Source organism: Bradyrhizobium sp. CCBAU 21365 (assembly GCF_015291305.1).
In the GTDB taxonomy this organism is placed as follows: Bacteria; Pseudomonadota; Alphaproteobacteria; order Rhizobiales; family Xanthobacteraceae; genus Bradyrhizobium; species Bradyrhizobium elkanii.
The window spans coordinates 5,170,309-5,194,406 of record NZ_CP030036.1; the positions used below are offsets into that span (position 1 = coordinate 5,170,309).

24 protein-coding genes and 3 tRNA genes are annotated in these 24,098 nt (G+C 64.3%); 14 read left to right on the forward strand and 13 right to left on the reverse strand.

The features are described 5' to 3' along the window. The first annotated feature begins 25 nt into the window (after positions 1 to 25). The gene (locus XI02_RS23785; protein WP_026192823.1) at positions 26 to 1,216 is read left to right on the forward strand and encodes an aromatic ring-hydroxylating dioxygenase subunit alpha; all 1,191 of its coding nucleotides are present in this window, start codon (positions 26 to 28) and stop codon (positions 1,214 to 1,216) included. A 317-nt stretch (positions 1,217 to 1,533) separates the two neighbouring features. Here XI02_RS23785 and XI02_RS23790 read toward each other — a convergent pair whose 3' ends face one another. Continuing rightward, entirely contained in the window at positions 1,534 to 2,220 is a 687-nt protein-coding gene (locus XI02_RS23790; protein WP_016847745.1) for an alpha/beta fold hydrolase, read from the reverse strand. 120 nt (positions 2,221 to 2,340) lie between these two features. Further along, a complete protein-coding gene (locus tag XI02_RS23795) occupies positions 2,341 to 3,354 on the reverse strand; it encodes a TRAP transporter substrate-binding protein (protein WP_026192824.1) in 1,014 nt (337 codons plus the stop codon). Positions 3,355 to 3,554: 200 nt separating this feature from the next. On the opposite strand from XI02_RS23795, the gene XI02_RS23800 reads away from it, so the two are divergent. From XI02_RS23800 to XI02_RS23820, 5 genes are all read left to right on the forward strand, one after another. After that, positions 3,555 to 3,758 carry a hypothetical protein gene (locus XI02_RS23800; RefSeq protein ID WP_016847743.1) on the forward strand — a complete coding sequence of 68 codons (204 nt, stop codon included), beginning with the start codon at positions 3,555 to 3,557 and terminating at the stop codon, positions 3,756 to 3,758. A 192-nt stretch (positions 3,759 to 3,950) separates the two neighbouring features. Next, positions 3,951 to 4,595 carry a haloacid dehalogenase-like hydrolase gene (locus XI02_RS23805; protein ID WP_016847742.1) on the forward strand — a complete coding sequence of 215 codons (645 nt, stop codon included), beginning with the start codon at positions 3,951 to 3,953 and terminating at the stop codon, positions 4,593 to 4,595. Between the two features lie 97 nt (positions 4,596 to 4,692). Continuing rightward, positions 4,693 to 4,893 (forward strand): hypothetical protein, encoded by a 201-nt coding sequence (locus XI02_RS23810; RefSeq protein ID WP_016847741.1) that lies wholly within the window; start codon positions 4,693 to 4,695, stop codon positions 4,891 to 4,893. Positions 4,894 to 4,907: 14 nt separating this feature from the next. Continuing rightward, positions 4,908 to 5,099: a hypothetical protein gene (locus XI02_RS23815; protein ID WP_016847740.1), complete on the forward strand. Its 192-nt coding sequence runs from the start codon at positions 4,908 to 4,910 to the stop codon at positions 5,097 to 5,099. A gap of 157 nt (positions 5,100 to 5,256) precedes the next feature. Beyond that, complete coding sequence (locus XI02_RS23820; protein WP_018271863.1) at positions 5,257 to 6,564, forward strand: hypothetical protein; 1,308 nt, start codon at positions 5,257 to 5,259, stop codon at positions 6,562 to 6,564. 115 nt (positions 6,565 to 6,679) lie between these two features. Here the strand turns inward: XI02_RS23820 and XI02_RS23825 are convergent. Further along, positions 6,680 to 6,756 (reverse strand) — tRNA-Asp (locus XI02_RS23825). Between the two features lie 331 nt (positions 6,757 to 7,087). On the opposite strand from XI02_RS23825, the gene XI02_RS23830 reads away from it, so the two are divergent. Beyond that, positions 7,088 to 7,387, forward strand: coding sequence for an HU family DNA-binding protein (locus tag XI02_RS23830; protein WP_016847738.1), 300 nt, complete (start codon positions 7,088 to 7,090; stop codon positions 7,385 to 7,387). Positions 7,388 to 7,558: 171 nt separating this feature from the next. After that, on the forward strand, positions 7,559 to 8,815 hold the full coding sequence (pepT, locus tag XI02_RS23835; protein WP_016847737.1) for a peptidase T: 1,257 nt from the start codon (positions 7,559 to 7,561) through the stop codon (positions 8,813 to 8,815). Here the strand turns inward: pepT and XI02_RS23840 are convergent, their stop codons facing one another. From XI02_RS23840 to XI02_RS23850, 3 genes are all read right to left on the reverse strand, one after another. Further along, positions 8,816 to 9,667 carry a class I SAM-dependent methyltransferase gene (locus tag XI02_RS23840; RefSeq protein WP_018271864.1) on the reverse strand — a complete coding sequence of 284 codons (852 nt, stop codon included), beginning with the start codon at positions 9,665 to 9,667 and terminating at the stop codon, positions 8,816 to 8,818. Positions 9,668 to 9,757: 90 nt separating this feature from the next. After that, positions 9,758 to 10,063: a YciI family protein gene (locus XI02_RS23845; RefSeq protein ID WP_018271865.1), complete on the reverse strand. Its 306-nt coding sequence runs from the start codon at positions 10,061 to 10,063 to the stop codon at positions 9,758 to 9,760. A 22-nt stretch (positions 10,064 to 10,085) separates the two neighbouring features. Beyond that, complete coding sequence (locus tag XI02_RS23850; RefSeq protein ID WP_016847734.1) at positions 10,086 to 10,367, reverse strand: hypothetical protein; 282 nt, start codon at positions 10,365 to 10,367, stop codon at positions 10,086 to 10,088. 247 nt (positions 10,368 to 10,614) lie between these two features. Between XI02_RS23850 and XI02_RS23855 the strand changes: the two genes are divergently transcribed. Further along, a complete protein-coding gene (locus XI02_RS23855) occupies positions 10,615 to 10,824 on the forward strand; it encodes a hypothetical protein (protein ID WP_016847733.1) in 210 nt (69 codons plus the stop codon). Positions 10,825 to 10,987: 163 nt separating this feature from the next. On the opposite strand, the gene XI02_RS23860 is transcribed toward XI02_RS23855, so the two are convergent. Next, positions 10,988 to 11,064: transfer RNA gene (locus tag XI02_RS23860), tRNA-Val, on the reverse strand. Between the two features lie 83 nt (positions 11,065 to 11,147). Beyond that, positions 11,148 to 11,552 carry a GFA family protein gene (locus XI02_RS23865; protein WP_016847732.1) on the reverse strand — a complete coding sequence of 135 codons (405 nt, stop codon included), beginning with the start codon at positions 11,550 to 11,552 and terminating at the stop codon, positions 11,148 to 11,150. Positions 11,553 to 11,752: 200 nt separating this feature from the next. Between XI02_RS23865 and XI02_RS23870 the strand changes: the two genes are divergently transcribed. Both XI02_RS23870 and XI02_RS23875 read left to right on the forward strand, forming a co-directional pair. Beyond that, positions 11,753 to 12,421 carry a GntR family transcriptional regulator gene (locus XI02_RS23870; protein WP_018271866.1) on the forward strand — a complete coding sequence of 223 codons (669 nt, stop codon included), beginning with the start codon at positions 11,753 to 11,755 and terminating at the stop codon, positions 12,419 to 12,421. Between the two features lies 1 nt (position 12,422). Beyond that, positions 12,423 to 13,631, forward strand: coding sequence for an MFS transporter (locus tag XI02_RS23875; RefSeq protein ID WP_018271867.1), 1,209 nt, complete (start codon positions 12,423 to 12,425; stop codon positions 13,629 to 13,631). Positions 13,632 to 13,743: 112 nt separating this feature from the next. Here the strand turns inward: XI02_RS23875 and lon are convergent, their stop codons facing one another. From lon to XI02_RS23900, 5 genes are all read right to left on the reverse strand, one after another. Continuing rightward, positions 13,744 to 16,173: an endopeptidase La gene (lon, locus tag XI02_RS23880; RefSeq protein WP_018271868.1), complete on the reverse strand. Its 2,430-nt coding sequence runs from the start codon at positions 16,171 to 16,173 to the stop codon at positions 13,744 to 13,746. Positions 16,174 to 16,495: 322 nt separating this feature from the next. Then, a complete protein-coding gene (gene clpX, locus XI02_RS23885; RefSeq protein ID WP_018271869.1) occupies positions 16,496 to 17,770 on the reverse strand; it encodes an ATP-dependent Clp protease ATP-binding subunit ClpX in 1,275 nt (424 codons plus the stop codon). 440 nt (positions 17,771 to 18,210) lie between these two features. Continuing rightward, positions 18,211 to 18,846: an ATP-dependent Clp protease proteolytic subunit gene (locus tag XI02_RS23890; protein ID WP_016847729.1), complete on the reverse strand. Its 636-nt coding sequence runs from the start codon at positions 18,844 to 18,846 to the stop codon at positions 18,211 to 18,213. Between the two features lie 240 nt (positions 18,847 to 19,086). Further along, entirely contained in the window at positions 19,087 to 20,445 is a 1,359-nt protein-coding gene (gene tig, locus XI02_RS23895) for a trigger factor (RefSeq protein WP_018271870.1), read from the reverse strand. 164 nt (positions 20,446 to 20,609) lie between these two features. Next, positions 20,610 to 20,694: transfer RNA gene (locus XI02_RS23900), tRNA-Leu, on the reverse strand. A 136-nt stretch (positions 20,695 to 20,830) separates the two neighbouring features. Here XI02_RS23900 and XI02_RS23905 point away from each other — a divergent pair. From XI02_RS23905 to XI02_RS23915, 3 genes are all read left to right on the forward strand, one after another. After that, the gene (locus XI02_RS23905) at positions 20,831 to 22,180 is read left to right on the forward strand and encodes a multicopper oxidase family protein (RefSeq protein WP_018271871.1); all 1,350 of its coding nucleotides are present in this window, start codon (positions 20,831 to 20,833) and stop codon (positions 22,178 to 22,180) included. Positions 22,181 to 22,198: 18 nt separating this feature from the next. Further along, positions 22,199 to 23,284, forward strand: a complete 1,086-nt coding sequence (locus tag XI02_RS23910; protein ID WP_026192826.1) for an enolase C-terminal domain-like protein — start codon at positions 22,199 to 22,201, stop codon at positions 23,282 to 23,284. Positions 23,285 to 23,361: 77 nt separating this feature from the next. Beyond that, positions 23,362 to 24,072, forward strand: coding sequence for a hypothetical protein (locus XI02_RS23915; RefSeq protein ID WP_016847725.1), 711 nt, complete (start codon positions 23,362 to 23,364; stop codon positions 24,070 to 24,072). The last annotated feature ends 26 nt before the right edge of the window (positions 24,073 to 24,098 follow it).

Here is a 24,098-nt window from a genome sequence, read left to right on the forward strand (position 1 = left end):
CAGACCAGCGGCGGGGGAGGACAACGTGACGATCACCCAGCGGGACCGCGATCTCGGCACGGCCTATGCGATGAAGCCGTCCAGCATCCGGACCGAGCTCACCTCGGTCGGCCGCGGCACGCCGATGGGCGAGCTGCTGCGTCGGTATTGGCACCCGGTCGGCCTCAACGGTGACGCCAGCGATATCCCCAGAAAAGTCCGCGCGCTTGGCGAAGACGTGATCCTGTTCCGCGACCGGCATGGCCGGGTCGGCCTGCTGCATGCGCGCTGTTGCCACCGCGGCACCACACTCTATTACGGCAAGGTCGAGGAAGACGGCATCCGCTGCTGCTATCACGGCTGGAAGTTCGACACCGAGGGCCGCTGCCTCGAACAACCCTGCGAGCCCGACGGCGGCCTGTTCAAGGACAAGGTGCGCCAGCCCTGGTATCCGGTGCAGGAACGCTACGGCCTGATCTTCGCCTATATGGGGCCGGCCGAGAAACGGCCGGTGCTGCCGCGCTACGAATGCCTGGAAAACATGGACGACGGCGAGTTCGTCGAGGCCGACGATTCCTCGATCGGCGGCGGCGGCCCTGCCGTGATCCCCTGCAACTGGCTGCAGCATTTCGAGAACGTCGCCGACCCCTACCATGTGCCGGTGCTGCACGGCTCGTTCTCAGGGCCGCAGTTCACCAACATGATGGCCTCGATGCCCGAGGTGAGGTTCGAGATGTCGCCGCGCGGCGTCGCGGTGCGTTCGATCCGCAGGCAGGACGACGGCAAGGTGTTCTATCGCGTCACCGAGGCCGCCCTCCCGACACTCCGCGTCGTGCCCAATCCACGCGTCGCGCAGTTCGCGCGCGTCGAATCGATCGGCTGGACCTTGCCGATCGACGACACCTCGTTTCGCATCTACGTCGCCGGCCGGGTCAAGAACGCGGGCGATATCGGGCGGATGCGCTCGAAGTTCAACGGCAAGTTCTGGTGGGACATGACCGAGGCCGAGCACCAGCAGTTCCCCGGCGACTACGAGGCCCAGGTCGGCCAGGGAGCGGTGACGATCCATTCCGAAGAGCATTTTGGCCAGAGCGACCGCGGCATCCTGATGATCCGCCGGATGCTCTCCGACCAGCTCGAGGCCATGGCCAGCGGCCGCGACCCGATCGGCGTGTCGTTCGACGCCGACACGAGGCCGATCGAATTCGAGGCAGGGAACTACATCCGCGAGGCGTAAGGCGCGCGCGCAAGCAACAACGCAAGCAACAACAAAGAAGACCGGGGGAGGAAGTCATGGTCGATGTCGCACCGCAAGCGGCCGCGCCAATCGCTACTCGCTGCTGTCGGCGGCAGTCACGACCACGCTCGGCGCGCTGCTGTTCGTTTGGGCGGCGCGCTCGATCCGCGCCGACATCGCGCGCGCGAGCTAAGCATCCATGAACGCCAGCAGGTCAGCCATCAAGCGCGCGCTGTGCGTCAGCGGCAACGCGTGCGGGGCGCCTTCATAGACGGCGAGCCTGCTTCCTTTGATCAGCTTTGCCGTCTTCGCACCGGTCAGCTCGACGGCGCGCTGGCATCGTTGTCGCCATGCACGATCAGCGTCGGGCGATCGATCCCGCTCGCCGCGGCGCGCAGATCGGCAAAGGAAATGGTCTTGCGGCGGGCCAGTGCCACCGGCAACGGCACGCTCAGCATCATCTCCCTGATCCAGGCCCGCGTCACCTCGGCCGTGTCGGGCATGAAGAACGGCGCTTCGTTCTCGCCCATCCATTTCGAAAAGTCCTGCGCGATCGCCGCAATTTGCGCGTCGACCATCGCTCTCGGCACGGCGTCCGGATTGTCCTCGGTCTGCACGATGAACGGCGTGGTCGGCGCAACCAGCACCAGTCGCGCGATGCGCTTGGCGCCGTGACGCGCCAGATAGTTCACCGCCTCGATCGATCCCATCGAATGCGCGACGATCGTGACGTCGTGGAGATCATGCTGCTCGATCACGGCGGCGACGTCGTCGGTCAGCGTGTCGAGATCGTATCCCGCCATCGGCATGTCGGAGCGGCCGTGGCCGCGCCGGTCAGGCGCGACGCAGCGAAAACCGTTGGCGTTGAGCGCCACGATCTGGCTGCCCCAGATGCTGGAATTGAACGTCCAGGCGGCAAGCAGCAGCATCGGCCGGCCCGAGCCCCAATCCTGTGCGAACAGCTTTGTGCCGTCCCCGGCGGTTGCATAAAGCGGTTGGACCATCGCTTATCTCCCCTTGCGGATCGATCGGCAGCCATCGCCGCCGATGCATCGACCATCGCAAAGGGAGATCGCGCGCGCGATTACGCGTCAGGTAATCGCGCGCGCGATGTCAGGCTGCGCTCATGTCAGCTTGCCGGTGTATTTCTCCAGCGCCGCCCAGGCATCCGCGCCATAGGTCTTCTGCCACTGCGTGTAGAAGCCGGCCTTCACCAACGCGGCCCGGAACTGCACGGGATCGGGCTTGTTGAAGGTCATGCCCTTCTCGGTCAGCTCGGCCTGCAGCGAGCGGTCCATCTCGACCAGATCGGCGCGCTCCTTCACCGCCGCGGCATCGAACGCGGCGTTGATGAGCTCGAGCAGATCGGGCGGCAGACCGGCCATCGCGCGGCGGTTGCCGAGGATCCAGTAACCGCTCCAGCAATGGTTCGAGAGCGCGCAGAATTTCTGCACCTCGTAGAGTTTTCCGGTGGAGACCTGCGCCAGCGGATTCTCCTGCCCTTCGACGATGTGGGTCTGCAGCGCCGAATAGAGCTCGCTGTAGGAGATGCTCGACGGCAATGCGCCGAGCCCTGAGAACAGCGACGTCAGCAATGCTGTCACCGGCACGCGGATCTTGAAGCCCTTGAGATCGTCGACACTGTTGAGCTGCCGGCTCGACGACGAGGTGATCTGGCGGAAGCCGTTGTCCCAGACTTTCTTCAGCGGCACGACGCCGGTCTTCGTGATCGCCTCGCGCACGAGGTCGCCGACGCCGCCGTCCATCGCCGCCCAGACCTGGTCGTAGGACTGGAAGGCGAAACCGATGCTGGGCAGCCCCGACAGCGGCACCAGCGTCGACAGCGTCATGCTGGGCGCCGCCAACAGCTCGATCCCGCCGGCCCGGACCTGCGACAGCATCTCCGGATCGCCGCCGAGCTGGCTGTTGGAGAACACCGTGATGTTGACCCGGCCGGACGACTGCGCGCCGACCGCCTTGGCGGCCTCAGTCAGGCGCATTGTTAGCGGATGGGTTTCCGGAGTGTTGACACCGAGCTTGAGATCGAACTCGACGGCGGCAAGGGCTGGCTTACCAAACATCGTGGCGGCAACTGCAGCAGAACCGGTTCCCAGCACCCGGCGGCGGGTCATTCTCATTGTTTTCATTATTATTTTTCTCCCAAGCGCATTTCCGCGCCTGAGGTCAGTTTTAGCCGGCCGCGAGTGTGACGCAAGGCACGGTGAAACCAATCCGCCCGTGGCACGAAACCATTTCCGGGAACTCACGAAACGATCCGGAAACAGATGGGGCTTACCAGTACCTGCCATAGACGGCGCACAGACGCCCGGAGGCGACCATGAACCACTCGATCCATTCAGCTGACCGCGCGACCCATCTCAAGATTGTGGTGGTTGCCCTTGTTGCGGCGATCGGGATTGCGGCGCTCGGCATCTCGGCCCGGAACAACGCGGATTTCACGCAGACTGCCCAGACGACGCAGGTCATCAAGGCCGGCAAACCGGTGGCGATCACCTCCTCGGGCACCTCCACGGTCCGCTAAGACGCTTTCAGGCTTCGGCAGACAAAACGGCCGCCCTCGGGCGGCCTTTCTTGTTGGTCCCGATCGTCTCAAGCACGGACCAGGATGGTGTGGCCTTTGCGAGCAGGTTCGGCTACGGCGATTGCAGGACCACCGAGACCGGAGTGCGCACAATCGACGTGTGCATGGTCGCAACCCGGCTGAGCGCCGCGAATGACCAAGCCTCGCCTCGCCGGCGACGACATCGCGAAGCCGCAGGATGCTTCCCGCACCGACGGGTTGTCCCCTTTGCTAGGCCTCCCGGCATCGCTGCCGCTGGTGCTCGACCTCGACGGCACGCTGATCACGGGCGACCTGCTCTATCTGAGCTTCTTCTCGATCCTGCGCCGCAATCCGCTGATCGTCGTGTCATGCGCCGCTTGGCTGACGCGCGGCCGCGCGGCGCTGAAGCGCCGGCTCGCACAGCGCCAGCACATCGACTGGAGCCGGATCGAACTGCACCAGGACGTCGTCGCATTGGCCGAGCGCGAGAATGCGGCCGGCCGCCGCATCGTGCTGGCAACCGCTGCCGACGCGCTGCTCGCACGGAAGCTGGCGTCGGGTCTGCCTTGGATCGACCAGGTGCTCGCCTCCGACGGCGAACATAATCTGAAGGGCGCCAACAAGGCCGACCTGTTGCGGAAGACATTTCCCGAGGGCTTCATCTACGCCGGCGACAGCGCCTCCGACCTCGCGGTCTGGGCCCACGCTGCCGGCATCATCACCGTCAATGCCCGCGAAGCCGTGCGCGCCGCCGCGGCCGGGCTCGGCAGGCCGACGCTGCATCTGCAGGGCCGCGCGGCCGCGGCGAAATCTTAACCGCGTCCTAACTTGGTCGCTCGATTGCGATCCGCTCCGCGACCCCAGTCTTAAAAGTTGTCGGTCAAGGTCGGCGTCAACAGAGGCGCAGGCCACAATGAATTTGCAGCAGCAAGTAATTTCAACCGGCTTCAAGATCATCTGCACGGATTGCGGCAGCCTGGCGATCAAGGTCGCCGATCCCGCGCACGCATCCGGCGACACCATCATCGAATGCCGCCGCTGCAATGCGGTGCGCGGCACGGTGGCGGACTTGCACAACCTGGCGCGGTACGGCCGCGACCTGTTCGAATTCTAACCGCGGCCCCGCCGATGCTATCAGACCCGAAGGCAACCGTGCAGGGCGACGTTCCCTTGGACACGGTCTGGTCGATCCTCGAGGCCGCCAACGAATTGGGCGACACCCACACGGTTGACGCCTGCCGCCGCGTCATCGACGCCAATCTGCGCGGCGACACCCCGGGACAATCCGACCTCAACGCGGTCGCCGCATTCTTTGCCTGATCAAGGCAACGTGTTGCCGTTCTGTGAATTCAACAAGGCGTCGCGGTGACGAATCGCCAGGCAGAAACATAACAACACAGACCGAGATATTGCTTAACTTGCTTCGTTCAGGGCCGACCGGCTAGCTGCCTGGCAGCTTTCGGATTCGGACGGAACGATGACATTGACGCGCGATGACCTGGTTGTCGGGGTCACGATCCCCGGGTTCTTCGTCCTCAGCGTCGCCTCGATGATCGCCTGCGGGCATGCATTCCCGGCGATGCATGTCTGGCGATCCGGCATCAACGCGCAGGCCGCCCTCGGCACCGCCATCATGGTCGCGTTCGTCCCGGCGTTCGTCGCGGCACGATTCAGCTTCGGTTATCTGGTCGGCTTCTCGCTGCTGTCAGCCGTGTTCGGCTTCGTCTGGCTCAGCTTCTTCAGCGCGTTCGACTATCCGCACGCCATCGCCCGCTGGGCCATGATCGCCGCGCTGGCCGCCGCGATGATCCCTCTGATGCTCCAGAATATCCCGGTTTGGCGGCCCGGTTTGTCCGAAGCCGCCGTCAAGCGCATCGCGGTTCTGCTGCTGGCGTCGTGCCTTGCCGTGCTGGTCGCCGACGTCTCCTACGGGGCCAATCTTGGCGATCCTTATGGCGCAGCCCGCACCGCCGTCGTGCGGCCGGCGCTGTTGAACTATCTCACCGGGATCATGATCGGCGCGGTCCTGCCCTACCTGTTCGCGCATTTCGCATCGCGCAGGCGGTGGATGCCGGCGGCCGGGGTGCTGCTACTTGCGCTTTGCTTCTATCCCGTCGTCAACAACAAGACCGTGCTGCTGCTGCCGATCTGGCTGCCGTTTCTGTTCTGGCTGTACGGCCGGTTCGACCCGCGGCTGGCCACGGTGGTCGCATTTCTGATCCCGATGATCATCGGCCTTTCGGCTTTCGCCATTCTCGGCGTCGACAAGAACTATATCGTGTTCAGCACCATCAATCTGCGCTTCGTCGCGATCCCGTCGCTCGCGCTCGATCAATACGCCGACTTCTTTGCGCACCACGAGCTCACCCGGTTCTGCCAGATCTCCATCCTGCGATACATGGCCGCCTGCCCGTACGGCGAACTCGGCCCGACGCTTGGAGCGATTTATCAGGACGGCAATTTCAACGCGTCCTTCCTCGCCACCGAGGGCATCGCATCGGTCGGTCTTGCGCTCGCCCCGGTGTCGGCATTCGTCTGCGGCCTGACCCTGTCGGTGGGATCGATGGTCTCAAAGCACCTGTCGCCGCGCTTCATCGCGGTTTCGTCCGGCATCGCTGTCCAGGCGATCATGAACGTGCCGCTCACGACAGGCCTGCTGTCGAACGGGATAGCGCTGCTGTTCCTGTTGTGGTGGCTGACGCCCGAACAGCGCGTGGCATCATCCGTCAGTCGCGAGCAGGCCGCCGCTCAACCGGTCGGCGCCGTTGGCCTCGCGGCGTCCTGAGCTGTCGCGACAGTTGCCAGGTGCAGTGAACGGGAGGGCAAGCAACTCGTTACGGCATCGGTCCAGAGGGTCCGATGGTTCCGGGCCAAACACGCTGCTAAGTCATTGAAATGAATGGCGCGAGAGACGGGACTCGAACCCGCGGCCTCCGCCGTGACAGGGCGGCGCTCTAACCAACTGAGCTACTCCCGCGGATGCCGATCATCGGATTGATCCGCGCAGGACCGAGGGCATAAAGGCCCGCATCCGGTTAGTCAAGGAGGTTGCGGATCCCTGCACAGCGTCGGCATTTTCGCGGCGCCGGCACGGGTTGTCGCCTGTTTTCAAGGGAAACGGCGTAGTCAGCGAAGCCCCGAATCAAATAAGGCCTGATACGTCTGGGTTTCCTGTGGCCGGCCCGGCGCTGCCCGTTCCCGGAACCGGCGGTTTTCAGGACCTTTCCGGACGCATTTTCCCGACGCGAACGGCGCGCCATTCGCGTGAAAGCAGCAATCCAGCCATTCAGCAACGAGGAGGGCCAGACATGGCGAAGAAAGCAGCGACACCGGCGACGATCACGCTGAAGCATTTGGCGGCGGCCATCGCCGAAGAGCAGGAGCTGTCCAAGAAGCAGGCCGAGGCGATCCTGACCGACATGGTCACAAGGATCACCAAGCACCTCAAGAAGGGCGAGCGCATCAGGATCGTCGGCCTCGGCATCCTGCAGGTCCGCAAGCGCGCCGCCCGCATGGGCCGCAACCCGGCGACCGGCGAACAGATCCACATCAAGGCGAGCAAGAAGGTCGCCTTCCGCGCCGCCAAGGAGCTGAAGGAAGCCGTCTAGCGCCTTCTCTGTCCGTTAAGGCAAAGCGCCATTCCGGCTCGTGACGCGGCCCCGGAGTGGCGCTTTTCTGTTATAGGATTGTCCTTCGAAGCTCGCCTTGACGCGGTTTGCTCGCGTGAACCAACTTCGCCAAAGCGCATTGTTCCTTTCCCCTGTTTTTGCGCGGTTTTCATGCTGGCACCGGCTCTCGACTTCAAGCACACCGTCACCGAGCGCTTCCTGCGCTATGTCGTGATCGATACCCAGTCCGACCCGGATTCACCGACCTGCCCCTCCACCGAGAAGCAGAAGAATCTCGGGCGGCTGCTGGTCGCCGAGCTGCAGGCGATGGGGATATCCGACGCGCATCTCGATCCGCACGGATACGTTTACGCGACGATCCCGGCCAACACCGACAAGGCGGTGCCGGTGATCTGCTTCTGCTCGCACATGGACACCTCTCCCGACTGCACCGGCAAGAACGTCAAGCCGCAGGTCGTGAAGAACTACCGCGGCGGCGACATCGTGCTTCCCGCCGATGCCTCGCAGGTGATCCGCGCCGCCGAGCACGAAGCGCTGGCCGACCAGATCGGCAACGACATCATTACCACCGACGGCACCACCCTGCTCGGCGCCGACAACAAGGCGGGCCTTGCAGAGATCATGGACGCCGCGCATTTCCTGGTCACCAATCCGCAGGTCAAGCACGGCACCATCAAGATCCTGTTCACGCCGGACGAGGAGATCGGCCGCGGCGTCGACAAGGTCGACATCAAGAAGCTGGGGGCCGATTTCGGCTACACCATGGACGGCGAGACCGCCGGCCATATCGAGGACGAGACCTTCTCGGCCGACGGCGCCAGCATCATCATCGAAGGCGTCGCGACCCATCCGGGATTTGCCAAGGGCAAGATGGAGCACGCGATCAAGATCGCCGCCGCGATCGTCGATCGCCTGCCCAAGGACACCTGCTCGCCCGAGACCACCGAGGGCAAGGAAGGCTTCCTGCATCCGGTCGCGATCTCGGGCGCGCTGGAGAACGCGCGGATCGACTTCATCGTGCGTGATTTCACCGAGGCCGGCCTGAAGCAGAAGGAAGCGCTGCTGGAAGGCATCGTGAACGATGTCATGAAGGGCTATCCGCGCTCGACCTACCGCATGGAAATCAAGCAACAGTACCGTAACATGAAGGATGTGATCGATCGCCACCCGCAGATCGTGGCCCATGCGATCGAGGCGATCCAGCGCGCCGGCCTCACGCCGGTGAAGACCTCGATCCGCGGGGGCACGGATGGCTCGCGGCTGTCCTTCATGGGACTGCCCTGCCCGAACATCTTCGCCGGCGAGCACGCGTTCCATTCGCGGCTCGAATGGGTCAGCCGGCAGGACATGGAGAAGGCCGTGCAGACCATCGTGCACCTGGCGATGATCTGGGAAGAGAAGGCCTGATCAGGCCCGCGCCGTCACGATCCAGATCGCGCCGGGCAGCAGCACCGCATCGCCCTTGACAAACGGCGCCAGCGCCTCGCGCATCGAGGCGATCGCAGCGGCGCGCACGTCATCCGCGTGCCCTTCCAGCGCGCGGCTGGCCGGCCCGATCTCGAGCGCGCCCTGGATCGCGGCATCGATGCCGCGCCCGGTCGCGACATCGAGCTCGAGCCGGCACGGCTCCATAGCAATGCCGGAGAAGCCGGCTTCGCCCAGGATCCGCTTCACCCTCGCCTCGGAGGCGAACGCGAACGGGCCGGGATCCTCGGGCCCGAGCGGCGGCAGTTTCGGCACGTGCTTGTAGACGGCAGCAAGCGGCGTCATGAAGAACGGATTTTCGCGCGGCTCCTGCCAGCAGGCGAAGGCGAGACGGCCCGTCGGCTTCATCGCCTTGCGCAGATTGGCGAACGACACCACGGGATCGGCAAAGAACATCACGCCAAAGCGCGAGGCCAACAGATCGAAGCTCTCGCCGACAAACGGATAGACGGTCGCATCGGCCAGCGCGAACTCGACCGGCAAACCCTGCGGCGCGCTCTGCCGCGCCCGCGTCAGCATCGGCTCCGAGACATCGACGCCGAGCACGTGACCAGCCGGCGCGACCTTCGCCGCCAGTGCGAAGCTCGAGGCGCCGCTGCCACAGCCGACATCAACGACGCGTTCGCCGGCTTTCGGCGCGGCGCGATCGATCAGGAGGTCGAGCACCGGTTGCAGCACGATATCCTGCGCGGCCTGCCGTGTGGCCCAGCGCTGACCGCCCGGCCCGTTCCAGTATGCGATCTGATCGGCGTTTTGCGGGTGGCCTGCGTTCATGCGATCCAAACCTTTTCAGGAAGCTTCTGTCGTCTCAAGTTTGGGTATGATCTTTTCGGAAAACCGCCTCGCACTTTTCCGGATCATGCCCTAGCAGCTCTCGCGCGTCGCGGCGCGCAGCATCGGCATCACCTGATAGGTGAATCCGGCATTGGCCTTGGTGACGGGATCGTTGGCGACGATCTCCTGCGGATCGGCATCGTCGGGCAGTTGCAGCACGCCCAGGCCCCAGATCCCTGCCGGATCGGCGACCGGCCCGAACACCAGCGCCTTGCCGGCGTGCAGCAGCTCGCCGCAATAGGCGACATGCGCCTGCATGATGGCGGCTTCCTGCGGCGTCATGTCCTGCGGAAAGGTCGGACGCGGTCCGGTCAATTTGCAGACGTAATGTTTCATCGACCCGATCCGCGCTCGGAGATTATTTGGCGGCTGCGCTCGTGGGCTTGGCCGGCTTCGGCTTTGCGGCATTCGCCTTGGGCGCGCTCTGCCCGTCGCTGCGCGCAATGCCCCAGGGATCGGTCGGCTTCTGATCCGGCACACCGCTGAGCGCACGCTGATAGGCGCGCTGCTGCCGCGCCTCGTTGGCCGCATCGGCCGGCGACTTCTCGACCTCTTCGCGATAGCGCTGAACGTGATCCGACTGTGCGAATGCGGGTCCGGCAATCATGGTGAGAAGAAAAATCGCGGCGAGTTTGCGCATGCATCGAGTTCCCGGTTAGGCGGACAGAATAGCATCGCGGAAGCGTCGGCATCAAACCTGCGCGCGTGACTTTCGGCACCTTTCGCGCGATCGGTCATCGAACGACACTTGCCACGCCAGCGCGGAGCAAGCGCGGTCCCGGCCATCCCCATGTGACTACCCACGGCCGGGATCGCGCCCTCTTCGCGCGTTCACCGAGAGCCGTGCAATGGCCTTGCTCCACAGGGCTCATCAACCAGAGGCCGCTTTGCAGCTCGTGAAACACCGCGCCACCGTCATCCTGCGCGAGCATGTGCAGGCGGAGGCGGAGCTGGTCGGACGAGCCGCGGTTCTCACCGATGGAACCGCAGGAACCGTCGAGGGCGTGTTTCTGGACGAATCTCATGGATTGCGCATCTCGATCAAGGGCCACATCGGGAAGTGGCCGATCGCGACCATCAGGATGCTGCAACCGTAGGGCTGGATCCAAAGGGGAAATCACGCCCGCGCGCGTTTAGGCAGCCAGTCCGCCTGCGCTCTTCGAGCTTCGGCGCGACAGCCTTCGCCCCGCGCACCGAACAAGCGAATGAATTCGTGCTCAAATGGCTGGCTTGCCAAGCCGTAGCCCGGAGGGCGAAGGCTGGTAGGCGGCGAGAGATTCGAACTCCCGACCCTCTCGGTGTAAACGAGATGCTCTAACCAGCTGAGCTAGCCGCCCTTACCTGCGCGCCTCTTTAGCCTCGCCTGCCCCCGAGGCGCAAGGCCGCAACTCCTCAATCCGTCAGCTCCAGTCGGTCAGCTTCAATCCTTGGGCCGCGCCGGCAATTCCTTGAGATCATTGATCCATGGCGCGGCGGAGCGACACCAGACCTGGCGTCGCGGGGGCAATCGGTCGCGCTGGCGAATGCTGCCCCAGCGGATGCCCCAGTCGTCGGGCCCGCCGTCCTCGCCGCTCGTGAACAGCGGCGAACCGCAATCGCTGCAAAAGTGCTGGAAGCGGATTCGGCCGTTATCGCCCCGCTTGCGGTAGACCTTCGGTACACCTTCGGTGAGCCGGACTTGCTCGGCGCCGCAAATCACCGTGACGCGATAGGGCGAACCGGTCAGCGCCTGACAGTCCGTGCAATGGCAGATCGACACCTGTTCGGGATCAATTTCGGCCTGATAGGTGATAGCCCCGCAATGGCATTGCCCATCGATACGCATGGAGCGCTCTCCAATTCCGTCAAACCAAGCAACCGCCGTGGGCGCGGTTCCATCGTCCAGGGCCCTGGCTCTCGGCCCACCTCCCTTAACGGAGCAACGTCGGCATCCCATAGCTGCCTTGTTTGGGATACCAAATCGGGATACGAAACCTGCCAGACCGAGATTCTGTGCCCGCCAAGCGGCGGCCAAAGGACGGCGCCATGTCGCAGATGCTTCAGATCCATGACCAGCTCCGGGAGATGATCCTGTCGCTCGACCTGGGCCCCGGCGAGCGGCTGACCGAGCGCTGGCTGGAGAGCCGGTTCGAGGGATCGCGCACGCCGATCCGTGCCGCGCTGGTCCGGCTCGAAGGCGAAGAGCTGGTGCGCCGCGACGGCCGCAACTGGATTGTCGCACCGATCGACCTCGGTGAGCTGGAGGCGCTTGCCGAGTTCCGGATTCCGCTGGAGACGACGGCGGCGCGCCTCGCCTGCGCGCGGGCGAGCGCGGCCGATATCGCCGGCATCGAAGAAATGCTGGACGCCTGCCAGTCCGGCGCGCCGCGCGAGGAATGGCACCGGGTCGGCACCGATTTCCATGTCGAGATCGCGCGGCTCTCCGGCAATCCCTTCATCGTCAAGGCGATCGCCGGCGCGATGACCCGGCTGTCGCGGGCACGCTGGCTGGAAGTGTGGACCGAGCCGTCGCGCGAGCAAGCTTGGCGCGAGCACCGGCGCATCCTCGGCCTCATCAAGGCCAACGATCCGGAGGCCGCCGCGCGCGAGGCCGCCGACCACATCACCGATACCCGCGATCGCCTGCTGCGTTCGCTCAACGAGGACCGCCGCGGCCTCCGAGCGCGCGGCTTCGCCGTGATCGGACTGCGCTGACATGAACATCGAAGTCGATCGCGAAGCCCTGCTCGACGCGGGCCCCTGGAAACGCAATTTGATCGTCTGCGTGTTCGGCTCCTTCACGACTATCGTGGGGATGACGCTGCTGCTGCCGTTCCTGCCGCTCTATGTCGAGCAGCTCGGCGTGACCGATCACGCCGCGATCGTGCAATGGTCGGGCGTAGCCTATGGCGCGACCTTCTTCAGCGCGGCGCTGACGGCCCCCCTGTGGGGACGGCTCGCCGATCGCTACGGCCGCAAGCTGATGCTGATCCGCGCCAGCCTCGGCATGGCGATCGCCATGTCGCTGATCGGCATGGCGCACAACGTCTATGAGCTGGTCAGCCTGCGGCTGCTGACCGGCCTGCTCGGCGGCTACGCGTCGGGCTCGACCGTGCTGGTCGCGGCGCAGACGCCGAAGGCGCGGTCCGGCTGGGCGATCGGCGTGCTGTCGGCCGGCATCATGGCCGGCAGCCTGGTCGGTCCCTTGATCGGCGGCGTGCTGCCGGGGCTGATCGGCATCCGCGCGACCTTCTTCCTGATCGGCGGCGTCATCTTCTTCACCTTCCTCGGCACGACGTTCCTGATCCGCGAGGAAGCACGCCCGAAGGCCAAAGGCGGCAAGGCGCGGGGCGGCTGGTCGCTGGTCCCGGACAAGCGCCCTGTCGTCGCGATGTGGGGAACGGGCCTGCTGCTGATGGTCGCCAACATGTCGATCGAGCCGATCATCACGGTCTATGTCGCGCAACTGGTCGACGCACCGCAGGTGACATTCGTCGCCGGCCTCGTGATGTCGGCGGCGGCCTTCGGCAGCCTGCTGTCGTCCTCGCATCTCGGCAAGCTGGCCGATCGGGTCGGCCACTGGCGGATCATCACCATCTGCCTTGCTGTCTCGGCGCTGCTGTTGATCCCGCAGGCCTTCGTGGTCAGCGGCTGGCAGTTGATCCTGCTCCGCTTCCTGATGGGGCTCGCGCTCGGCGGCCTGCTGCCCTGCATCGCGAGCGTGATCCGGCACAACGTGCCCGATGCGGTCACCGGCAGCATGCTCGGCTATTCGATCTCGGCGCAATATGCCGGCCAGGTGATCGGCCCGCTCGCCGGCGGCTTCATCGGCGGCCATATCGGCATGTCCGCGGTGTTCCTCGGCACCAGCGTGCTGATGGCGCTCGGCGCGATCGGCAATTTCATCGTCGAGAAGAAAGAGTAGACGCCCTCGACCAAGCTGCCATGCAGCGGCGAGAAAATCCGCCACGCGTGCGGATCGGCAAAACAAAAACGGCGCCCGAAGGCGCCGTTTTCTATTTCGACTGAAGCCTGCTTCAGTGCGCCGTCAGGCCGCCGGACGCTTCGTCGGAAGCATCGGGCTTGACATCGACCTTGCTGGTCTCCTCTTCCCAGACGATCGGCGCGGGCACGCGGACCAGCGCCTTGGCGACGACCTCATCCAGCCGCGAGACCGGAATGATGTCCATGCCGCCCTTGATCGCATCGGAAATCTCCGTGAGATCCTTGGCGTTGTCCTCCGGGATCAGCACCGTCTTGATGCCGCCGCGCGCGGCAGCCAGGAGCTTCTCCTTCAGACCGCCAATCGGCAGCACGCGACCACGCAGCGTGATCTCGCCGGTCATCGCGACATCGTGGCGGACCGGGATGCCGGTCATGACCGAGATGATCGCGGTGGCCATCGCAACACCGGCAGACGGACCGTCCTTCGGCGTTGCGCCCTCCGGCACGTGAACGTGGATGTCGCGCCGGTCGAACATCGGCGGTTCGATGCCGTAGGTGATCGCACGGGAGCGGACGTAGGACGCCGCCGCCGAGATCGACTCCTTCATCACGTCGCGCAGATTGCCCGTGACGGTCATCTTGCCCTTGCCGGGCATCATGACGCCTTCGATGGTGAGCAACTCGCCGCCGACATCGGTCCAGGCCAGACCGGTGACGATACCGACCTGATCCTCGTCGTCGATCTCGCCGAAGCGATACTTCGGAACGCCGAGGAACTCTTCGATATTCGCCTCGGTGACCTTCACCGACTTCTTCTTGGAGATCATCAGCTCCTTCACCGCCTTGCGGGCGAGTGTGGAGAGCTCACGCTCCAGGTTACGGACGCCCGCTTCGCGGGTGTAGCGGCGGATCATCAAGAGCAAGGCCGCGTCGTCGATCGACCATTCCTTGGAGTCCAGACCATGCTTGGAGAGCGCGCTCGGGATCAGATGCTTGCGCGCGATCTCGACCTTCTCGTTCTCCGTGTAGCCGGCGATCCGAATGATCTCCATGCGGTCCATCAGCGGGCCGGGAATATTCAGCGTATTCGCGGTCGTGATGAACATCACGTTGGATAGGTCGTAGTCGACCTCCAGGTAGTGGTCGTTGAAGGTCGAGTTCTGCTCGGGGTCCAAGACCTCAAGCAGCGCCGACGACGGATCGCCGCGGAAATCGGCGCCCATCTTGTCGATCTCGTCCAGCAGGAACAGCGGGTTCGAGGTCTTCGCCTTGCGCATCGACTGGATGATCTTGCCGGGCATCGAGCCGATATAGGTGCGGCGGTGACCGCGGATCTCGGCCTCGTCACGCACGCCGCCGAGCGACACGCGCACGAATTCGCGCCCCGTGGCCTTGGCGATCGACTTGCCGAGCGAGGTCTTGCCGACGCCGGGAGGCCCGACCAGGCACAGGATCGGTCCGGTCAGCTTGTTGGCGCGCGACTGCACCGCGAGATACTCGACGATGCGGTCCTTGACCTTCTCGAGCCCGTAGTGATCGGAGTCCAGCACCGCTTGCGCGGCCTCGAGGTCCTTCTTGACCTTGGACTTCTTGCCCCACGGGATCGACAGCAGCCAATCCAGATAGTTGCGCACGACGGTCGCTTCCGCGGACATCGGCGACATCTGGCGCAGCTTCTTCAGCTCGTGCTGGGCCTTCTCGCGGGCTTCCTTGGACAGCTTGGTCTTGGAGATCTTCTCCTCCAGATCGGCCAGCTCGTCGCGACCTTCGTCGTCGCCGAGCTCCTTCTGGATCGCCTTCATCTGCTCGTTCAGGTAATACTCGCGCTGGGTCTTCTCCATCTGGCGCTTGACGCGCGAGCGGATGCGCTTCTCGACCTGCAACACCGAGATCTCGCTCTCCATCAGGCCCAGCACCTTCTCCAGGCGCTGCGTGACGGACAACGTCTCCAGGATGGCTTGCCGATCGGCAATCTTGACCGCGAGATGCGAGGCAACGGTATCGCCGAGCTTGGCGAAATCGGTGATCGCCTGAACCACGCCGACGACCTCGGCGGAGATCTTCTTGTTCAGCTTCACATAGCTTTCGAAGTCGGACACGACCGACCGCGCCAGCGCCTCGGCTTCGACCGAGTTGGCGTCAGTGTCGGCGAGCGCGACCGCGGTCGCCTCGTAATATTCGCTGCGGTCGGAGTACTTCTCGACGCGCGCGCGCTCGAGGCCCTCGACCAGCACCTTCACGGTGCCGTCGGGAAGCTTCAGGAGCTGCAGGACGCTGGCGAGCGTACCGGTCTCGTAAATTGAATCGGGTGCCGGATCGTCATCGGACGCGTTCTTCTGCGTCGCGAGCATGATCAGCGCGTCGTTCTTCATCACCTCTTCGAGCGCGCGGATCGACTTCTCGCGACCGACGAAGAGAGGCACGATCATGTGCGGGAAGACGACGATGTCGCGGAGCGGCAACACCGGATAGGAGTGGCTTTCGCCGTGGACGATCGTTGGCCGGGGTTTTGAGGTCGTCATGGCCTTATCCTTTTGTTTTGCCCCCTTGCACGCAATCCGCCTACTTGCGCAACCGCCACAAGGTGCCTTGGTGATCCGGAAAAAGATGCTGTCAGCAGTCGCTTATTCCGTATCGAAAAGCGACGAATCTCAACGCATGAGATCCCTTCGCCGATAGCATTAGGTGGCTATCAGGCACGGAGGTGTCAAGTCTGAGAAGTGCCCGGAAATTCAGGCTAAACAGGCATTTGCTGCTACGCCGCAAGAGCGCCGCTGCTGCGCCACGGCGGCCGCCGGAGCGTCCGGCAGCCGTGCATTTTTGGCGGGTCGAGACGAGCGCCGTTTACGCGCTTGCGCTGCTCTCGACGGCGCGGTCGGAACGATCCGCGTAGATGTAGAGCGGACGCGCCGTCCCCTCGACGACCTCGCGCGAGATCACGACTTCCTCGACGCCCTCCAGGCCCGGGAGGTCGAACATGGTTTCGAGCAGGATGCTCTCCAGGATCGACCGCAGGCCGCGCGCGCCGGTCTTGCGCTCGATCGCCTTGCGGGCAACCGCGCCAAGCGCCTCGTCGGCGAAGGTCAGTTCGATGTTCTCCATCTCGAATAGCCGCTGGTACTGCTTCACCAGCGCGTTCTTCGGATCGGTCAGGATCTTCTTCAGCGAGGTCTCGTCGAGGTCCTCCAGCGTCGCAACGACGGGCAGACGGCCGACGAATTCCGGGATCAGGCCGTACTTCAGCAGGTCTTCCGGCTCGACGTGACGGAAGATCTCGCCGGTGCGGCGGTCCTCCGGCGCGAGCACCTGCGCCGCGAAGCCGATCGAGGTCGAGCGGCCGCGCGCGGAGATGATCTTCTCGAGGCCCGAGAACGCACCGCCGCAGATGAACAGGATGTTGGTGGTATCCACCTGCAGGAATTCCTGCTGCGGATGCTTGCGGCCGCCCTGCGGCGGGACCGAGGCCACCGTGCCTTCCATGATCTTCAGCAGCGCCTGCTGGACGCCCTCGCCCGACACATCGCGGGTGATCGAGGGATTGTCCGACTTGCGGCTGATCTTGTCGATTTCGTCGATATAGACGATGCCGCGCTGCGCACGCTCGACGTTGTAGTCGGCGGCCTGCAGCAGCTTCAGGATGATGTTCTCGACGTCCTCGCCGACATAGCCGGCTTCGGTCAGCGTCGTCGCGTCAGCCATGGTGAAGGGCACGTCGAGGATGCGGGCCAGCGTCTGCGCGAGCAGCGTCTTGCCCGAACCGGTCGGACCGATCAGCAGGATGTTCGACTTCGCCAGCTCGACGTCGTTGTGCTTGGTCTGATGGTTGAGCCGCTTGTAGTGGTTGTGGACGGCGACCGACAGCACCTTCTTGGCATGGCTCTGGCCGATCACGTAGTCGTCCAGGACCTTGCAGATTTCCTTCGGCGTCGGGATGCCGTCGCGCGACTTCACCAGCGAGGACTTGTTCTCCTCGCGAATGATGTCCATGCACAGTTCGACACACTCGTCGCAAATGAAGACAGTCGGTCCGGCAATCAGCTTGCGAACTTCATGCTGGCTCTTGCCGCAGAACGAGCAATATAGCGTGTTCTTGGCGTCGCTCGTGCCGACCTTACTCATTCATTATCTCCGTCCGCCGTTCGATCTTGTTTGCCAGATCGACCCAATCCGGCACAAAACCGGGGTCTTGGGTAGATAGAGCAAATTCCGTACCAAAAAAGACCCTACGCAATACTGACCGTGTGGATCACGGTTTATTCGAATCTCCGCGATCATAGCCGATGCATCACAGCCAACCATGCTGGCACCCGACTATCAAGAATTCGCTAATCGGATGGCCGGCTCAAGACCGTGACAATACCGTGATTTTCAACGATCGCACGTGGAATACGCGCCGAAATCCACGGAACGTTGCGGGATTACCACGTCGGTATATGAGCACGAAACCGGAACTTTCCGCCTGTGCGCATGCACCCGCCCGCGGGTCCACCGCTGCTTTTGCCGGTTATGTGAGGCGTCAATGTGGAGATCACACCGACGCCTCGAGATGCCTGCCCAGATCAGGCCGCCTTCGCGGCGGCTGGATCGTCCGGACGCTTGTCGATGACCTTGTCGACGAGGCCGAACGCCTTGGCGTCCTCGGCGGTGAGGAACTTGTCGCGCTCCAGCGCGTCCTCGATCGCCTTGTAGGTCTGGCCGGTGTGCTTCACGTAGATCTCGTTGAGGCGCTTCTTGAGATTCAGGATCTCCTGCGCGTGCAGCATGATGTCGGTGGCCTGGCCCTGGAAGCCGCCGGAGGGTTGGTGCACCATGATGCGGGAATTCGGCAGCGTGAAGCGCATGTCCTTCTCGCCGGCGGCCAGCAGCAGCGAGCCCATCGAGGCCGCCTGCCCCGTGCACAGCGTCGATACCGGCGGACGGATGAACTGCATCGTATCGTAGATCGCAAGGCCCGACGTCACCACGCCGCCCGGCGAGTTGATGTACATCGAGATTTCCTTCTTCGGATTCTCGGCCTCGAGGAACAGCAGCTGCGCGACGATCAGCGTCGACATGCCGTCTTCCACCGGACCGGTGACGAAGATGATGCGCTCCTTCAGAAGGCGCGAGAAAATGTCGTAGGCGCGTTCGCCGCGATTGGTCTGCTCGACGACCATCGGCACGAGGTTCATGTAGGTTTCAACGGGATCGCGCATGAAAGAACCCAAGGGTTAGGGGTGATGCAGAACTTTGCTCGAGATTACTTGGCTCAAGACTACTGCCTCAAGGCTTAACCCAGATATGGGCCAATTTCCGGCCGACAAGGCCGTCAACTCGCCGCACTAGCCACCTGGGCAGGTCGCAGAAGTTCAAGCTGATTCGCGTCTGCACGCCTAGCGACGGGGACCCTCGCCAGGCGTGCTTTCGCGGTTCATCATTAACGCGAGGTGCCGAAATTAAGCGGCAGTTTTCTCGGCGTCTTCATCCTTGAACAGCTCGTCCTTGGTGACCTTCTTCTCGGTCACATTGGCGAGCTCCAGGACGAAGTCGACGACCTTGTCCTCGTAAATCGGGGCGCGGAGCTGGGCCAGCGCCTGGGCGTTGCTGCGATAGTAGTCCCAGACCTCCTTCTCGCGGCCGGGCACCTGGCGCGCACGCTCGATCACGGCGCGCGACACCTCGTCGTCGGTTACCGTGATCTTGTTCTTCTCGCCGATCTCCGACAGCACGAGGCCGAGGCGGACGCGGCGGTCGGCGATCTTGTGGTACTCCTCCTTTGCCGCTTCCTCGGTGGTGTTCTCGTCGGCGAAGGTCTTGCCGGACGAGTCCATCTCGGCCTTGATCGAGTTCCACATCAGGTTGAACTCTTCGGCGACAAGCGACGGCGGGGCCTCGAATTTGTGGCTCTCGTCGAGCCGGTCGAGCAGCGCGCGCTTGACCTTCTGGCGGGTGGCGCCGGCGAACTCGGCCGTCAGGCGCTCGCGGGCGGCTTCCTTCAGCTTGTCGAGCGACTCGAGGCCCAGCGTCCTGGCGAACTCGTCGTCGATCGTGGTCTCACCGGGCGCCTCGATCAGCGTTGCGGTGGTCTCGAACTCGGCCGGCTGGCCGGCGAGCTTCTCGTTCAGATAGTTCTTCGGGAACGAGACCTTCAGCGTGCGCGTCTCGTTGGTGCCGATGCCGATCAGCTGCTCCTCGAAGCCCGGGATGAACTGGCCGGCGCCGATCACGACCTGAATGCCCTCGCCGGTGCCGCCCTCGAAGGCTTCACCGTTGATGGTGCCCTTGAAGCTGATGGTGACGCGGTCGCCCTTCTCCGCCGCCCCTTCGGTCTTGGCATTGTACGGGCGGCTGCCTTCGGCGATCCGCTTGATGGCATCGTCGACATCGGCGTCGGAGACATCGACCACCGGCTTCTCGACCGAGAACGACTTGAAATCGGCGAGCTGGATCGGCGGCACGACCTCGATCGCGACGGTGTAGGTCAAGTCGGTCTTGCCCGACAGCAGTTCCTCGACCTGGTCCTTTTCGGTCGGCATCGTGATCTTCGGCTCGCCGGCGAGGCGGAAGCCGCGATCTTCGAAGATCTGCCGGTTGGTGTCGCTGATGGTCTGGTCGATGGTCTCGGCCATCACCGAGCGGCCGTAGATCTTCTTCAGATGCGCCACCGGCACCTTGCCGGGACGGAAGCCGTTGAGACGGACCTTGTCCTTGAGGTCGACCAGCTTGGCGTCCGCCTTGGCATCGAGATCGGATGCCGGGACGCTGATCTTGAATTCGTGCTTCAATCCCTCGTTGAGGGTCTCGGTGACCTGCATGGTATCAATCTTCTTCCGCTTTTGCCGCGGCCCGAGCGGCCGTGGCAGTGTTCAATCTGTTCGACGCTGAGCCTTGCGGCCTAACGTCTGTGGGTTCGGCGAACCCTCACCCCATCGGGGCCAAAGGTTCTCCAAGAATTCGTCATGCAAACGCTGTAAGCGCTTGGTGCGGGCGGAGGGACTCGAACCCCCACAACTTTCGTCACTGGAACCTAAATCCAGCGCGTCTACCAGTTCCGCCACGCCCGCGCGAAAAGCATCCCAGTCCGGCCGCGATGCCGCGGGCGGCCGGGCTTATAACATGCGCCCACCGGTTCGCAGCAAAAAAATGGCCGCTGTTGAGCCCGCCCTGCGACCGATCGCGACTGGACAGGTACACTTGAAAATGGTCCGCATCGGCCGGATGGCAAGTCCCCCCGCAACTCCCGAATTTTCACTCACCCGGCGTGACCTGATCGCCGCCCTCGGCGCCGCGGCGCTTTGCCCTACTCTGCCGGCCACCGTCTCGGCACAGGGCCGGACCGCGGTCGCGCTCCAGGCCAAACCCGACCGCATCTCGCTTCGTCCGGACGGACCGGGTCCTGGCGGACCGGAGACACCGGTCTGGTCACTCGGCGGCAGCGACCTCCGCTTCAAGCGCGGCGAGGTCCTCGACGTCACCTTTGGCAATGACCTGCCGGTAGCGGCCGCGCTGGATTGCCGCGGGCTCGACGGCATCGCCGCGGCGGAGCCACTGGCTTCCCGGGCGCTGCTTGTCGCCGGGGGCAAGGATAGCTTCCAGTTGCCGCTTCGGCATGCCGGCACCTTCCTGTGCGAGCCGCTGTTCGCTGATGGCGGCACGGCGCCGGCACGGCCGCGGCCGCTGATCGTGACTGGCACCTCGCCGGTCGCGGTCGATCGCGACGAGGTCCTGCTGATCGAGGAGTGGCGCCTGCGGCCGGACGGAAGCGCAATCCCGGCCGGCAACGATCCAAAAGATTCGACGCAAATTCATACGATTAACGGCAAAACCTCATACGACATCTCGGCGCCGGCCAATGCCCGCCTCAGACTCCGCTTTATCAACGGCAGCCAACGCAGCGTGCTGGCGGTCAAGCTGGAGAACCTCGACGTCCGGGTGATGGCCATCGACGGCCAGCCAGCCGAACCGTTTCCGGCCCGCAACGGTGCGCTGGTACTGGCTCCCGGCAGCCGCACCGATGTCTTCGTCGACGCGGCCGGACCTACCGGAACCAGCTTCGCGATCCTGCTGCACGACGGCAAGCAGGCCCGCCCGGTCGGCAAGCTGGCCATCTCGAACGACCCGCCGGTCCGCCCCGCGCCGTTCCCGCCGGCACCGCCGCTGCCGGGCAACGACATGCCCGCCCAGCTCGATCTCAAGAGCGCCGCAAGATTCGAGCTAACCCTCGGCACGCCGACCGAATGGTTCCGCCCGGCGGACTTCAAGCCATCGGCCGCTCCGGCCTTTCAGGCCAAGGCCGGCCGGTCGGTCGTGCTGGCGCTGACCAACCGCGGCGCGATCGCCAGCGTCTTTCATCTGCACGGCCATCACTTCCGTCTGCTCGACCGGCTCGACGACGGCTGGAAGCCGTTCTGGCTCGACACGCTCGCGATTGAGCCGGGCCAGACCCAGCGCATCGCTTTCCTCGCTGAATATCCGGGCCGCTATCTGATCGAGCAGGTCGCGACCGACTGGGCCGCGCCGCGGCTGGTCCGATGGTACAGTGTCCAATAACAACAAGAGGAAACGTCCATGAGCCGGACAGTTGCAGCGATCCGCGGAGTTCGGGCGCGAAGCGTCGTGGTGCCGCTCAAGCGCCCTGTGAAGAACGCCTTCGGCGTGATCGATTCCGGCCCGCTGGTTCTGATCGATGTCGAGACCGATCAAGGCATTACCGGCCGCAGCTACATCTTCGCCTACAGCAAGCTCACGCTTAAGCCTCTTGCCTATCTGATCGAGGAGATCGGCCGCGAGCTCATCGGCAAGCCGGTCGCGCCGTTCGACCTCATGAAGGCGATGGACGCCAAGTTTCGGCTGCTCGGCTGGCAGGGCCTCGTCGGCATGGCGGTATCCGGTCTCGACATGGCCTATTGGGACGTACTCGGCCAGCTCGCCGGCCGGCCGCTGGTCGAACTGCTCGGCGGCTCGGCGAAGCCGATCAAGGCCTATGACAGCTACGGCGTGGTCGATCCTGTCGCCGATGAGCGCGCGCTGCGCCGCTCGCTCGACCAGGGCTTTCGCGGCATCAAGATCAAGGGCGGCGATGGCAACGCCGCCATTGACGAGCGCGTCGTGAAGGGCGTGCGCGCCCTGCTCGGCCCCGACATCGCGCTGATGATCGACTTCAACCAGTCGCTCGATCCGGCGGAAGCGACCCGCCGCATCGCCCGCCTTGCGCCTTACGATTTGCACTGGATCGAGGAGCCGGTGCCGCAGGAGAGCCTGTCCGGCCACGCAAAAGTCCGCGAGACTTCGCCGACGCCGATCCAGGCTGGTGAGAACTGGTGGTTTCCGCGCGGCTTTGCCGAAGCGATCGCGGCCGGCGCGTCCGACTTCATCATGCCCGACGTGATGAAGGTCGGCGGCGTGACCGGCTGGGTGCAAGTCGCAGGACAAGCCGACGCCGCCTCGATCCCGATGTCGAGCCATCTGTTCGCGGAAGTCAGCGCGCACCTGCTCGCGGTGACGCCGACCGCGCACTGGCTCGAATTCCTCGACTTCGCCGGCTCCATCCTCACAAGGCCCGCCGAAATCGTCGACGGCGCGGTGACCGCCCGCGGTCCCGGGCTCGGGATCGAATGGAACGAGCCGGCGGTCGCGAAGTATCTCGTGACCTAGCGGCGATCCTGGCTGGTGAGCGCGCGCTTCACCTTTGCGACGCATTCATGTAGGTCGATCCGAAATCGGAGCGCCCAATGTCGACCAACAGCAAGCTGACGCTCAAATTCCGCTGCCCGACGGAGCTCGACGGACTGATACCGGCCCCCATACCGGCGGCGCAGGGCGTTCCCGACTGGCTCAAGGCGATGCCGGCGACGGCGTTCTCTTCGATCAACCTGCACGACGAGGACACCATCAAGCGCTGCCCGCCGTTCGTGGATGCGATGACCTGCGGGTTCTTGCTGCCGCTGGTTTGCGATCTCAAGGTCGAGGACGGCGAAATCACCTGGGACCAGGATTTACCGCCGGGAGGCACGCCGGAATTCCCACGCTCACCGATCGGCTTCCACGACCCGGGTCAGGTCACCGGCACCCCTCTGTTTGAAGAGGGCCGCTTCTTTCTCAAATTTCACAATCTGTGGACCGTCGAAGCCCCGGAAGGCTACGCGATCTACTTCACCCATCCCGTCAACCGCTTCGACCTGCCATTCACCACGCTCAGCGGCCTGGTCAATTCCGACCTCTATGCCGACAATTGGGTGCACTTTCCGGCGTACTGGCACGACAGGAATTTCAGAGGCGTCCTCCCAAAGGGGACTCCGATCGCGCAATGCATTCCCGTCAAGCGAGACGACTGGACCGCGCAGGCATCGCCGTTCACCGCGGAGGACGCCAAGCGGGTCGGCGAACTCCGCACCGAGCTCAAACGGCAGCCGAACCTCTACCGGAGAAACTTCAGGGCGTAAGGCAAGGCGGAATGTCGTCCGCCGCG